Below are 12,572 nucleotides of genomic sequence, written 5' to 3'. Positions count from 1 at the left end.
GAAATTCCTGAGGAGGAACTCCATGGCCACCGGCCCCCGCCCCCGCACCCGGACCGCCCGCCGTCTCGCCGTCTACCTCGCCGTAGCCGCATCCCTGTCGATCGCGGCAACCGCCCAGGCCACAGCACTCGTCCCCGAACCGCCGGCACGAACCACCCCAGCAGCCACGAACCTCCCCACCACAAAAATCCTCGCAGACTCCACCATCAACGGCTCCAACCTCGACAACTGGATCCGCCAAGCACTCGACATCATGGCCACACACGGCATCCCCGGCAGCTACGACGCCATCCACCGCAACATCATGCGCGAATCCGGAGGAGACCCCGCCGCCATCAACCTCTACGACACCAACGCAGCCAACGGCACCCCATCCAAAGGCCTACTCCAAGTCATCGACCCCACCTTCCAGGCCTACCACGTCACCGGAACCTCCTGGGACATCTACGACCCCGTAGCCAACATCACCGCCGCCTGCAACTACGCCGCCGCCCGCTACGGATCAATGGACAACGTCAACTCCGCATACTGACCCCCGAAAACCCGACTCCCACACCCGCGCCCGGATGAAATATCTCCGCGCGCGGGTTCGGGCTCGGCGGGACCGCGCCGGCTGGTTTCGCCTGGAGTTCTGGCTGACGAAGCCGACGAAGAGCAAGGTTTTGCCGATGATCACCCCGGCCGACGTGCGCTCCCGCCTCGAATCGGGCCAAGCCGCACCATAATTCGAGCGGTTGCGGCAGGCCGTCGATGCCGGTTCGGCCTCGATATGGTGGCGCCGCTGCCGGACGGTCAGCGCGCGCTGTGCGGGAGCGTGGTGCGTTCGACGCGGCTGGCGGCGATCCGCTCGGCCGCCAGCCGGGCGGCCCGTTCGGCATCGTCACCGGTCAGCCGGCCGAGAATACGGCTCAACGGCCTGACCTCACCGAATCCGCCCCAGTGTCCCTCGGGAATCTCGGTGGGGAACACCCAGATTCGGCCGGGATCACGCGGCCACCCGCCGCCCTCCGCATCGAGTATCGCCTCGGTGACCTCTGCGATGACGCCGGCTCGCTTGGCAGTGTCCAGTTGTCCTTCCGGCACTGACGGGACCACTTTGTACCGGGGCATGTCTGCACGTGCACCGCCGACGTAGACCGCTGCCGGGCGGTGCAGGAACACCCATGAGACCGAGCGCGTGACCGGATCGGCGGGGTCGAATCCCTCATGGCGGATGAGGATTTCGGTGATCTGGTTCATCAGCGCCGCTTCCCGCTCGGCAGTGAAGGTGCCCTCCGGAATGTAGACATCGAGCATCGGCATGCCGACTACCTCCTAGATTTAATTTCTAAACTCAGATGACGAACGCTAATGCCGCTGAGTGGAGATTGTCAACCTAGACCGATAGGGTGGCCACATGGACCCGGATCGTCGAATCGACACCGCCAACTGCTCGGTGGCACGCGCGCTGTCGGTAGTCGGGGAACGCTGGTCATTGCTGATCGTTCGAGAGGCCATCGATGGCGCGACTCGCTTCAACGACTTCCGTGACCGCTTGGGTATCGCCAGCAACCTGCTTTCCGCCCGGCTCGACAGTCTGGTCGAAACCGGTGTGCTGCAACGCATCCCATACCAGGAGCCGGGTTCCCGGCAGCGCTACGAGTACCGCCTCACCGAGCGCGGTCTGGACCTGCGGCCGACCCTGGTGGCGTTGCTGGAGTGGGGCGACAAGTATCTGGCCGACCCGCAGGGGCCGTCGGTGGTGATCCGCCATCACACCCCCGGCGCCGACCACGACTGCGAAGCCCCGGTCCGACTCTTCCTGGAATGCGCCGCGGGCCATGCCCACCTACCCCCATCGGCCATTCACCGCACCCCCGGCCCGGGCGCACAATTCGTGAAATCGTCTTGATACGGCCCGGGAATTCTGAAGCTGGCCCCAGCCCCAAAGCAGCTTCGCGCCCAAGCCGATGCGTCTACTGTTGCCGGGCGTGCGCCAGGAGTGGTCGACCGAGGATTTGGTCGGGTCGTGGACGCTGGTCGGCGAGGACTGACGGTTGGTGGGCAACAAATCGGGTGCGACTCGCCTGGGTTTCAGTCTGTTGCTGAAATTCTTCGAGCTCGAGGGCCGTTTCCCTACCGGATTGCCGATTCCGGGATGTCTGCGCGGTAGCTGATCGCCGCGGCGTGGCTCTGGCCTGCGTTGTCCAGCAGATCGTGCAGGGCCGCAGCGGCGGTTTCGGTTACGACGTCTGTGCGTTTCCTGGTGGGTGGGATGCCATGTGGTGCTGATAGCGGTCTCCACCGCAGGCGGAAGGCGACCGAAGGACGCCAGCGGAGCGGGCGCGGCCCAGGTCCAGGCCCGCGGCATGATCGTCGAGGCCGAGCATCCCCGGTACGGGGATGCTCAGCGGATCCCCTTGGAGGGAAAGTGTCACTGCGGGCTTCTTCGATGTGACGCTTTAGCCGTGAGCGGTTTCGCTGACCAGGCGCAGCTGGGTGAAGGCGAGGATGCCTTCGAGGCCGCCCTCGTACCCGTACCCGCTGTTCCCCAGGCCCCCCAGCGGGACGTCGGGAAGGGACGGAGCAAGCTGGTTGATGCCGATGTTGGAGGCATCCAGCCCTGTGACCACGGCGTTCCTTACGGCCAGCGAATCGGTGAACAGGTATGCGGCAAAAGAGTATTGCGCGGAGTTCGCCAGTTCGATGGTCGTGTCCAGATCGGAGACCGGGACAACGGCGCATATGGGGCCGAACGGCTCCTCGAACATGATCTCGGCGTCCGCGGACACCCCCGACAGGACGGTCGGACGGTAGTAGAACCCCGGACGGTCCACTCGGCCCCCGCCGGTCTCGACGACTGCGCCCCTGGCTTCGGCATCGCGGACCAGAGCGTCCAGCACGTCGATCCGGCCCTGGTGGGCGACGGCCCCCAGTGTGACGCCCCCGTCGTTGCCATGGCCGAGTGTGAACGACTCGGCCTTCTTCACAAGGGCATCGACGAAGTCCCTGTAGAGGCTCTCGTGCACGAAGTAGCGACTCAGTGCAACGCAGGACTGCCCCGCGGAGCCGAACTTTGCCCGCGAAGTCGTGGCAATGACGTGCTCGACATCTGCGTCCTCCCACACGATCACGGGTGCGTGACCGCCGAGCTCCATGACCGGGCGGATGAGGTTCGGTGCTGCCAGGGCTGCAAGCTTCTTGCCGACAGCGGTGGAGCCGGTGAAGGTCAGCGCCTTCACCTTGGGCGAGGCGAGCAGCTGCTCGGCCACCGCTGGGGACTCGCCGAACAGGAGGTTGACCACACCGTCGGGCAGCCCCGCCTCGACGAGAACTTCGATGAGGATCCTGGCGGTGGCCGGGCAGAAGTCCGATGCCTTCAACACCACGGTGCAGCCGGCCGCGAGAGCTGCGCCGAGTTTGCGGGCGATCAGGACCGCAGGGAAGTTCCATGCGGTGATGGCCACGACGACACCGAGTGAGGTCGGCGTGGAGCGGCGGGTGCTTGCGTCGGAGATGCCCGGGAAGATGGTCCCGTGCACGCGTCCTGCCTGCTCGCCATTCCACAGCAGCGTGTCGATGGCGCGCTGAATCTCGCCACGGGCGTCGGCCTGGGTCTTGCCGGTCTCGACCAGCAAGACCGCACTCGCCTCCGAGCGCGCCGCCAGCAGCCGGGCCGCCTCTTTCAAGATCGACCCCCGCTTGCTGGGTATGGTCGAACTCCAGGAGGGGAACGCCGCCGATGCGGCATCGACAGCATTCTTGACCTGCTCCGCGTCGGCGGTGGTGACCGTGCCGACGGTCGAACCGTTGCCAGGATCGACGTTCGGTCGGCTGCCTCCGTTGCCCTTGATCCACGAGCCGCCGATGAACAGGTCGGCGCTCATGTCCAGTGGCTGGTTCGCGTCAGCGGACATAGCTGGCTCCTTTGATGTCGATGGAGGCGGTGGCATGCCCGGCCAGGCGGCGGCTAGTCGTTCTTCAGCGGAGACGACAGTGTCCAGGTCCGTCCATCGGGATCACGGATGATCATCTCCCGGGTGCCGTAGTGGGTGTCGTCGGCCGGGGACACCACGTCGATGTCGGGGTCGACTCGCAGCTCGTCCAGGTTGTCTACGCCGAGGACGCACTGCATCCCGGGTTCCCTGCTTTCGGGTACCTCCGCGATGAAGATGGCGGGGCCGGTCGTGTTCCGGAGCTGGCCGGAGTTGTGCCCGGTGTCGAATTCCAGTTCGTAGCCCAGTGATTGGAAGAACTTCGCCGCCTTGCCCCAGTTGTGGGTCTCGAGGAAGATCATTTCGATACCGTTGGTGCTCATGGATTTTCTCCTTCTTGCCGAATGTTTCAGTTGCGGTCGTTCGAATTGGCGACCGGGACAGGGAGTTCTGTTGGCGCCTCGCGGTGGGGCGTTGGCGTCGAACCGGTGAACAGTGCCGCGGCGAGCGCGCCGACCACCAAGGCGGCGGCCGGGAGGATCATCGCCTGGCCGAGGGCTGTGCTGAACCGATCCAGCGCGCCGGGCGCCAGATGTCCGGCGGCGCCGATGGACAGGGCTCCATCGCCCAAGCCGGCAGCGGTCAAGCGGGCGGACATCAGCGCGGCGACGGCCGCGCTACCCAATACCGAGCCCAGTTGGCGGGTGGTGTTGTATACACCCGCCCCGGCGCCGGCCTGATGCATCGGCAGATTGCGGGTGGCGACCGAGGCCAGTGACGCCCAGATGCAGGAATTCGCTAGGCCGGCAACCACACCCGCCACCAGGAATACCGTGATCGGCGAACTCGGTCGCATCGCGGCGGCGATTCCGAAGACCGACGTGGCGAACAGTGCGAAACCGACGGTGGGCACGACGCGGGGCGGCACCCGGTCGGAGACCTTGCCGATCAGCGGTCCGGTGATCGCGGTGACGATGGCCATCGGGGCCAAGACCAGTGCCGACCGCATCGGCGACAGGTCGCGCACCGCCTGGAGGTAGAAGTACCACGGGGTCATCATCGACGTGACCGCCACGCCCATGGCCGTGACCGCGACACTCGACAGCGCGAAGTTGCGATCACGGAACAACCGCAACGGCACCAAGGGTTCGGCAGTCGTCCGCGCCTGACTCTTCACGAACAGCACCGAAATCGCCAGTCCCGCAGCGATTATGGCCCAGATAGCACCATTCCAGTGCCAGCCGTTGCCTTCCTGGAGGCCGAACACCAGCAGGAACATGCCCGCCGCCGACAGCGCGACCCCGACCCGATCGAATTGGTGCGGATGGGTTTCCAGGGTGGGTACCAGCCGCCACGCCAGCGCGAAGGCGATCACCCCGATCGGTACGTTGATGTAGAAGATCCAGCTCCACCCCAGTTCGTCGGCGAGCACGCCGCCCAGGATCGGGCCGACCAGCATGGCCAGGCCGGCCACCGCACCCCACACGCCCATGGCGGCGCCACGGCGGTCCGGCGGAAAGGTGCGGGTGATGACGGCCATGGTCTGCGGCGTCATCATGGACGCGCCGAGACCCTGCACGGCGCGGGCCGCGATGAGGATCTCGATGCTGCCGGACCTCGCGCACCACAACGATGCCGCGGTGAACACCGCCAGACCCATCAGATAGATCTTCTTGGGGCCCAATCGATCCCCGAGTCTGCCGGTCACCAGTAGGGGCACCGCGTAGGTGAGCAGGTAGGCGCTGGTCACCCAGATGACCTGGGTGATGTCGGCGCGCAGGTCCCGCATGATGATCGGGTTGGCCACCGAGACGATGGTCGAGTCCAGCAGGATCATGAAGAATCCGATGATCAGCGCGCCCAGCGCCGGCCACGGATTGCGTTGTCCAGTCACAGATTTTCCAATCCCGGGTGTCGATACGACCGAAGACCAGGGTCTTCAGCGTCGGGTGTCTTCAGCGAGGTATGCCCGCAAGGCCTCTTCGACCAGAGCCGACAGCGACAGCCCCGTGTCGATCGAGCGGAACTTGACCTGCTTGATCAGCTCGACCGGCAGATACACGTTGAACTGTTTGACATTCTTCTCACCCACACGACCAATGCTAGCATGCTAGCAACCTAGCAACGCAATGTTTCTCGACCAGTCCGGCCGCCGTCAGCCGGGGCAGCAGGTCGTAGAGCGTCGCGCGCTTGAGCTTGAGAGTGCGGTCGAGCCCAACAGGGTTCGCATCGCATACGGGTGCCGCGCGCTTTCCGCCAGGAGTCCCAGCATGGCCAGGGCGGGAGGACTGAACAGTGGCCTGGGCGGCAGGCTCCTCCTTTAAGTTGAATTCGATTGGTCGACTTCGACTATTTGTGCGACAGGTCGCCACGCCAGTGGGGAGTTGCCGGAGTACTCGCCGAGAATCGGTCAGATATCGGAGTAACCGCAGCTGAGGGCACTATCGGTCGTGGTGCCGGGCCCGAAGAGGCGTCGCCACCGATAGATCATCTCCGCCAGGGGATATGCCGAACTTCGTTGGATTCTCGGCGACTTCTACCGGAACCCGTGATGATGCCCAGACCGGTTCGAAGCGGCCAGACGCCGTGACTTGAAGATCAACAGCCCGAGGTCATCTCATGCCGGTGACGCCGGCGGAACGTCCGCAACTGGCCGTATGCCGGTCGTTCGGGAACTCAGCGTAAGGCCGATCAGCTGCGCGATAACCTGTTCCATTTCCACACACTGCGGTCTCTGGTCCCGCGACCCGGCGAGGTGGCGGTCTCGCAACGGGAGCAAACGACACGCGGTCGCACGGCGTCGCCTGGATGCGTTGTGTGTTTCATAGGCGGTCGCCTATGAAACGGCACCGCCCGTTACGCCGCGGTCGCTCCCGCCCGCGAGATGCGTGTGGCAGGGATCGCGGTCACCCTGGTAGTCCACGAGCACAAACGGCTCGGCCGCGGCATCGAACTGGCGGCACTCGCCGAACAGCTCAAGGGATCCGGCATCGGCCTTGACTTCCTCACCGGCGAGCTGCAAGGACAACACGACCCGTCCGGGATCGTGTTCACCGTGCTCGCAGCACTATCCGGGATGGAACGCGAATACATCCGCGACCGCACCCTCGAAGGCCACGAATCCGCCCGAAAACGCGGCAAAACCATCGGCGGAGCCACAGTCGTCGGCGACGACACGCTCACCCACGCCGTGCACCTACGCGCCCAAGAACTCAGCCTGCGCGACATCGCCGCCCGCCTCGTCATCGCCAAGGTCAAAAAGAAAGGCCAACACCCCTCCCCGGCCACCGTCCAACGTATGCTCCGCGACCACGACCGCACCACAGACCCGGCGGCAATCCCGAACTGACTCACACCCCGTCGACCACCGACAGTTCTACCTTGGGGCTGGGGCCAGCTTCAGGATTTCCGGGCCGATACCGCGCTTTTCATCCGACGTAGTGGTGCGGTGGATCTCGTCGTCGAACTGGCGTGCGTACCCGGTGTCCCCGCTGATCGTGGAGCGAGGCCCGATCAGCTGATAGTGCCGCCGTGATCGGTCCAGGCAATAGCGCGCAGCGGAAACGAGCCCATCCCGCGCACCGGCGCCGGCAGTGCGACCAGCCTGGCACCGATGTCGGGGACCACGTCCAGGTTCGTCATCTGCTCGATGATCGGGATTCCCGCCCCGAGCAATGCGTGGTGACACGGACGCGTAGGCAGGGAGATGTCGTCGATATCGAGCGAGTCGATTCCAACCACCGCGACATTCGCGGCAACCAGCGCATCCGCGACCTCACCGATCAGGAACGGATGCCCGGGGCCCCGGTACGCCTGCGACCCCCACCGAGCCGACCAACCGGTGTGCACGAGCACCGCCTTGCCCCACAGCCGTGCCGGGTCACCGAGCAGATCCGGTCCCACCGCGCGAAGGCCCGCCGCGCGGATCATCACGATCGGTATGTTGAACAGCCGCTCCAGCGGCAACTCGGCGATATCGGCGCCATCGGCATGGAAATGGAAGGGCGCATCGATATACGTCCCGGTGTTGCCGACCATATCCACCCGCGCGATGTCATAAGCCATGCCGATCAGTGGCGACTGCTGACGCGAAATATCTGTGGTGACCCGCGGTCCAGTCAATCCCGGGTAGGTGAGCATGCCGTCCGAGATCGGATGGGACAACTCCACAGTTGTCTTGCTCATGCCAGGAACCGTACCTCCATCCCGCTGTTCACGGTGACGTCGGCAGGGTGCTCGTCGGCAACGCCGGCTCACCCGCATGATCGCCGACGATGAGACCCGGCGCCGTCGCTGCGATGCCGAGCACTGGGACGTATACCGCCGTCCCTCTTCTACCGCAAAAGCAGAAATAGGTATGTCTGCGGGAGATCGGCCGTCGTGCCCGAACAACCCCGCAACCGATGCTGTCACCACTGCCGAGCGCACCCGAAAACACCGCCAGGGCCCCACACACCCCGCACGCCGCAACGAAGCGACATGCACTCGGCAACGAAATTCCTGAGGAGGAACTCCATGGCCACCGGCCCCCGCCCCCGCACCCGGACCGCCCGCCGTCTCGCCGTCTACCTCGCCGTAGCCGCATCCCTGTCGATCGCGGCAACCGCCCAGGCCACAGCACTCGTCCCCGAACCGCCGGCACGAACCACCCCAGCAGCCACGAACCTCCCCACCACAAAAATCCTCGCAGACTCCACCATCAACGGCTCCAACCTCGACAACTGGATCCGCCAAGCACTCGACATCATGGCCACACACGGCATCCCCGGCAGCTACGACGCCATCCACCGCAACATCATGCGCGAATCCGGAGGAGACCCCGCCGCCATCAACCTCTACGACACCAACGCAGCCAACGGCACCCCATCCAAAGGCCTACTCCAAGTCATCGACCCCACCTTCCAGGCCTACCACGTCACCGGAACCTCCTGGGACATCTACGACCCCGTAGCCAACATCACCGCCGCCTGCAACTACGCCGCCGCCCGCTACGGATCAATGGACAACGTCAACTCCGCATACTGACCCCCGAAAACCCGACTCGGTGGTTCGAGCTCGAATTCCCGATCCGGCCCGCATGGAAAACAAAGGGTGTGCCCCGCAATCAGCGCCACCGGTGTCGCGGGCGGGGTCCACACTCCTCACCGGGTCGGAAGGTCGGCGTTCACGTCCCCTCCGTCAATATCCGCCCGCGGACTTCCCGCACCGGGTCCGCGAGTAACCTCATGGCAATGGACGCGGCCTCGTCGACCGTCGGTGTTGAGGAAGAATTCCTGCTTGCGGACCCGGGGACAGGCGCGCCCGCCTCGAATAATGCCGAGGTGGCACGAACTGCCGCCGAGAGCGGGATCAACCTGAAGCTGGAACTCACCCGCTGCCAGGTGGAGACGAATACCCGAGTGCACTCCAGCACTGCCGAGTTGATTCAGGAATTGCGCGAGTTGCGTCTCGGTGTGGCATCCTGCGCCGAGCAGAACGACGCCCGCCTGCTCGCGGTGGCGATTCCGCCGACCGTGCCGCACCATTTCCCCGTCACCGATACACCCCGCTACCGGCGCATCGAGGAAAATTTCGGCCTGCTCGCCCACGAACAGGGACTCAACGGCTGCCATGTTCACGTCGCGATTCCGGATCGGGAAACCGCCCTGCAGGTCAGCAACCACCTGCGCCCCTGGCTGCCGCTGTTCCTGGCATTGACGGCGAATTCCGCGATCTACCGTAATACCGACAGCGGGTTCGCCAGCTGGCGAAACATCCTGTGGCAACGCTGGCCCAGCGCGGGACCTCCCCCCTATTTCGCGTCGACGGACGATTACGACGCCATGGTCGCCATGCTGTTGTCGAGCGGCAACATTCTCGACGAAACGATGGTGTATTGGGACGTCCGCCCTTCCTCGAGGTATCCCACCGTGGAGATCCGGGTCAGCGATATACCCGCGACGGTCGAGGAGACGGCGCTGCTCGCCACGCTGGTGCGGGCCACGGTAATGACCGCACGAATGTCGTTGGAGCAAGGGATCATCGCGCCCCCGATCCAGGATGAGATGCTGCGCGCCGCGTACTGGAAGGCAGCCCGCACCGGTATCGACGGCGATGGTGTCCACCCGGCGGACGGCCGTGTCATCCCAGTTCGCGTGCTGCTCACCGAACTCGTCGATCACATCGGGCCGGCACTCGAGGAATTGGGCGACCACGAATTCGTCACCGGTGCCATCAAGGCCGTTCTCACCCGCGGCAACGGCGCCCGACGCCAGCTCGAAGCCTTCCGCAAGCATCGAGATGTCAGCGATGTCATCACCGAGTTGGCGACCGCTACCTTGGAGGGCTGCCACCGGCACCCCGCCGACTTTCATCCGTGGGCCATACCGACCGCAGATCACCACTGTTCCCACCTATCAACCGGTGAAGGCAGGCCTCAGATCCCACGTTGAGTTGGGCCGGACAGTGACGGCATGAACCCCGGAACATGGCAAGGCCGCTGATCGACGCGCCCGGGTGGGAAGCGACGTATCGAGCACTCGAAGGTTTGATCCTGATTGACCGCAACGCCTCCGCGTGCTTGCACATTGCCATCTACGGATCCCCGCACCCGATCGGCGCATCGCCGGAATCGCACCGACGACCGCCTACTCGTGACCGCAGACCGACAGCACTAACGCATGACGAACACAGCAGCCGACAACGTCGCCGCGGCAGTTCTCCTGCTCGACCGCCTCGGCATCACCCTCGACGAATTGCCCAGCGCCGCAACCGCATCGCGGCAAGTACCGACCTTCGCTGATTACATCCCGATGTGGCCATGCCCGCGACAGCCACCCGCGACATGTATCTGCGCTGCCGGCTGAAACTGTGGCCGGAGAAGCGACTCGATGAACAACCTTCGAACCGACGGGCCATCCCGAGCGACCTGCTGGCCCAGATCAATCATGTTGCCCGACATGGCTGAAACGACCCCGAACTCGGTATCACCCACTTCGATCCCACGCCCACCACCCGCAACGGCCGAACGCTCACCGAGCAGTCCATGCAATGACTGATCCGCCAACGCAACGGAATTCCCATACGCAAGGGCCGCAACGACTTCCTCCGGAAACGAATCGGGCGCGCACTGCCCCTCGACGCCGCCGCACCGGATTTGTGCGATGAGGTATTCGAGCATCGGCAGATGTCGGCGAGACGACTTGCTCGGGGAGTAAACTCTGGTCTGCTCGTTCGTGTCCGAATTGGTGCTGGCGCCGGTGGCGTGCTCTGCTGGTCCAGCGGCTCGGGCAGCGATCGGGCAGACTGCCGACACCCGGCGTCAGCGGTCGTGTCGGCGACTGAGAACCACAGCCGGAAAGTGATCGATCGGCGCTACGAGGCGACGATCGCGTGATCCCCGCTCCCAAGAGCGCGGCACAGGCACGACGCGCGCAGACCACACGTTGACCGCTGCCGTGAGACTGGGCCAGTATGCGGATCCGGCTGCTGCTGGACGCTATCCATAGTCGCTGCCGCTACTGCCGTCGCCCCTGGGCCATTCGCCACCGGCGGTTGCGAGCGGGATGATCAGTCGACGATCTCGATGAAACCTAGGCGCAGCAGGACTGCATACAGCTCACGCATCGGCACTGCCAGCACCTCCGTCAGGGCCCCCGCCAATGGATCCGACCCGCCACCCACACCAGTACTCATCACGCTCGCCACCCTGCGGATCCCAGGCGTCGACCATTCGAACACACCATGACCGGGAGGCAACAAATGGCCGAAAGATCACCAACCGGCCACCGGAACGCCGTCGACCGTGTGCTGGCTGCACAGGGTTTCGCAGTAGATCTGCCGGTGATCGGTCGGGTTCGCATCCCCCGGCCCGAGCACTTGGCGTACTACGGCGCACTCGGCGTGCTGGCCGCAGCGGAGATCATCGAATGGCCGGTCGCACTGATCCTCGCAACGGGTCATTGGCTGATACAGGATCAGCACAATCGTATCGCCCACCAGATCGGCGAAGCCCTCGAAGAGGCGTAGATCCAATTTGCATTAGCGACTTGTTGGCTATTTCGGTGGCCCGGGTAACGGAAGTGTCATCGCCGTAACGGACGAACCGGTGTCAACACCGCTTGTAGCTGCTCTTTTCCGCCTCTTCGCCCTGCGGACAACTTGAACGCGCCGCTTTTCATCTCGGTCATACAGGACCCCGATTCGGACATCGCGGAGTATCCTGGCAAAGCACTGGTTTACGCAGGAAGTTCTTTGCACTACCTACGACGACTGGGGTGTGATGATGAGCGTTGCATCGGGCACTGTAAGGACGCTCGAGGTTGCGGCATCAGCGACGGTCCATGCGGTCGAGGCGGCCGGTGGAGCCATCATCGGCGCGGCGACCGGCGCCGCGCGCGGCACGGTCGAGGGCGCCGTATCCGGCGCTCGCAGCGGGACGGACATTCCTGCCGCCACTGTGCTGGGCGTCGTTGCAGCCGGTCTGACGGGTCTGATCGATTGGCCGGTGGCCGTGGCGGTGGGCGGCGTCGCGGGTGCGGTGCACCTGTTGCGACGCGGCAGGACCGAGACCGGGAATCACGACACGTCCGAACGGCCAAAGCCGCAGCAGCGCAAGAGTACTCGGCCAAAGCAGTCCACCGCGGGTTCGCGACCGTCGCGAACCGCCGCGAAGTAGTG

Annotated in this window: 15 protein-coding genes; 7 read left to right on the top strand and 8 right to left on the bottom strand. The window is 64.9% G+C overall.

Annotated features, from left to right (window positions below; translation table 11 throughout):
- Positions 1 to 22 precede the first annotated feature (22 nt).
- The gene (locus ACIRRA_RS15265) at positions 23 to 532 is read left to right on the top strand and encodes a transglycosylase SLT domain-containing protein (RefSeq protein ID WP_402767673.1); all 510 of its coding nucleotides are present in this window, start codon (positions 23 to 25) and stop codon (positions 530 to 532) included.
- 260 nt (positions 533 to 792) lie between these two features.
- Here ACIRRA_RS15265 and ACIRRA_RS15260 read toward each other — a convergent pair whose 3' ends face one another.
- Complete coding sequence (locus tag ACIRRA_RS15260; protein WP_402767687.1) at positions 793 to 1,302, bottom strand: hypothetical protein; 510 nt, start codon at positions 1,300 to 1,302, stop codon at positions 793 to 795.
- Between the two features lie 94 nt (positions 1,303 to 1,396).
- On the opposite strand from ACIRRA_RS15260, the gene ACIRRA_RS15255 reads away from it, so the two are divergent.
- On the top strand, positions 1,397 to 1,891 hold the full coding sequence (locus ACIRRA_RS15255) for a winged helix-turn-helix transcriptional regulator (protein WP_402767685.1): 495 nt from the start codon (positions 1,397 to 1,399) through the stop codon (positions 1,889 to 1,891).
- 550 nt (positions 1,892 to 2,441) lie between these two features.
- Here the strand turns inward: ACIRRA_RS15255 and ACIRRA_RS15250 are convergent.
- Genes ACIRRA_RS15250 through ACIRRA_RS15235 form a run of 4 tightly spaced genes read right to left on the bottom strand, consistent with a single transcriptional unit; the run spans position 2,442 to position 6,006 of the window.
- Positions 2,442 to 3,896, bottom strand: a complete 1,455-nt coding sequence (locus ACIRRA_RS15250; RefSeq protein WP_402767683.1) for an aldehyde dehydrogenase family protein — start codon at positions 3,894 to 3,896, stop codon at positions 2,442 to 2,444.
- Between the two features lie 53 nt (positions 3,897 to 3,949).
- Positions 3,950 to 4,297 carry a VOC family protein gene (locus ACIRRA_RS15245; protein ID WP_402767681.1) on the bottom strand — a complete coding sequence of 116 codons (348 nt, stop codon included), beginning with the start codon at positions 4,295 to 4,297 and terminating at the stop codon, positions 3,950 to 3,952.
- Positions 4,298 to 4,323: 26 nt separating this feature from the next.
- Positions 4,324 to 5,808 carry a DHA2 family efflux MFS transporter permease subunit gene (locus ACIRRA_RS15240; RefSeq protein ID WP_402767679.1) on the bottom strand — a complete coding sequence of 495 codons (1,485 nt, stop codon included), beginning with the start codon at positions 5,806 to 5,808 and terminating at the stop codon, positions 4,324 to 4,326.
- 45 nt (positions 5,809 to 5,853) lie between these two features.
- A complete protein-coding gene (locus tag ACIRRA_RS15235; protein WP_402767678.1) occupies positions 5,854 to 6,006 on the bottom strand; it encodes a CopG family transcriptional regulator in 153 nt (50 codons plus the stop codon).
- A gap of 792 nt (positions 6,007 to 6,798) precedes the next feature.
- Between ACIRRA_RS15235 and ACIRRA_RS15230 the strand changes: the two genes are divergently transcribed.
- On the top strand, positions 6,799 to 7,263 hold the full coding sequence (locus ACIRRA_RS15230; RefSeq protein ID WP_402767677.1) for a recombinase family protein: 465 nt from the start codon (positions 6,799 to 6,801) through the stop codon (positions 7,261 to 7,263).
- A 164-nt stretch (positions 7,264 to 7,427) separates the two neighbouring features.
- Here ACIRRA_RS15230 and ACIRRA_RS15225 read toward each other — a convergent pair whose 3' ends face one another.
- A complete protein-coding gene (locus tag ACIRRA_RS15225) occupies positions 7,428 to 8,099 on the bottom strand; it encodes a cyclase family protein (RefSeq protein WP_402767675.1) in 672 nt (223 codons plus the stop codon).
- A 330-nt stretch (positions 8,100 to 8,429) separates the two neighbouring features.
- Between ACIRRA_RS15225 and ACIRRA_RS15220 the strand changes: the two genes are divergently transcribed.
- Both ACIRRA_RS15220 and ACIRRA_RS15215 read left to right on the top strand, forming a co-directional pair.
- Entirely contained in the window at positions 8,430 to 8,939 is a 510-nt protein-coding gene (locus ACIRRA_RS15220) for a transglycosylase SLT domain-containing protein (protein WP_402767673.1), read from the top strand.
- Between the two features lie 206 nt (positions 8,940 to 9,145).
- On the top strand, positions 9,146 to 10,345 hold the full coding sequence (locus tag ACIRRA_RS15215; RefSeq protein WP_402767672.1) for a glutamate--cysteine ligase: 1,200 nt from the start codon (positions 9,146 to 9,148) through the stop codon (positions 10,343 to 10,345).
- Between the two features lie 350 nt (positions 10,346 to 10,695).
- Here the strand turns inward: ACIRRA_RS15215 and ACIRRA_RS15210 are convergent, their stop codons facing one another.
- Both ACIRRA_RS15210 and ACIRRA_RS15205 read right to left on the bottom strand, forming a co-directional pair.
- Positions 10,696 to 11,073 carry a hypothetical protein gene (locus ACIRRA_RS15210; protein ID WP_402767670.1) on the bottom strand — a complete coding sequence of 126 codons (378 nt, stop codon included), beginning with the start codon at positions 11,071 to 11,073 and terminating at the stop codon, positions 10,696 to 10,698.
- A 389-nt stretch (positions 11,074 to 11,462) separates the two neighbouring features.
- Complete coding sequence (locus ACIRRA_RS15205; protein WP_402767668.1) at positions 11,463 to 11,588, bottom strand: Rv1535 domain-containing protein; 126 nt, start codon at positions 11,586 to 11,588, stop codon at positions 11,463 to 11,465.
- Between the two features lie 66 nt (positions 11,589 to 11,654).
- Here ACIRRA_RS15205 and ACIRRA_RS15200 point away from each other — a divergent pair, with 66 nt between their 5' ends.
- Together ACIRRA_RS15200 and ACIRRA_RS15195 are read left to right on the top strand one after the other, a co-directional pair.
- Entirely contained in the window at positions 11,655 to 11,921 is a 267-nt protein-coding gene (locus ACIRRA_RS15200; RefSeq protein WP_402767667.1) for a hypothetical protein, read from the top strand.
- Positions 11,922 to 12,171: 250 nt separating this feature from the next.
- Positions 12,172 to 12,570: a hypothetical protein gene (locus tag ACIRRA_RS15195; protein ID WP_402767665.1), complete on the top strand. Its 399-nt coding sequence runs from the start codon at positions 12,172 to 12,174 to the stop codon at positions 12,568 to 12,570.
- Positions 12,571 to 12,572: the final 2 nt, after the last annotated feature.

This window comes from Nocardia sp. NPDC101769, from assembly GCF_044766925.1.
Lineage (GTDB): Bacteria > Actinomycetota > Actinomycetes > Mycobacteriales > Mycobacteriaceae > Nocardia.
Note: the sequence above shows the minus strand (reverse complement) of the source record. Positions and strands in the feature narration are given on the sequence as shown.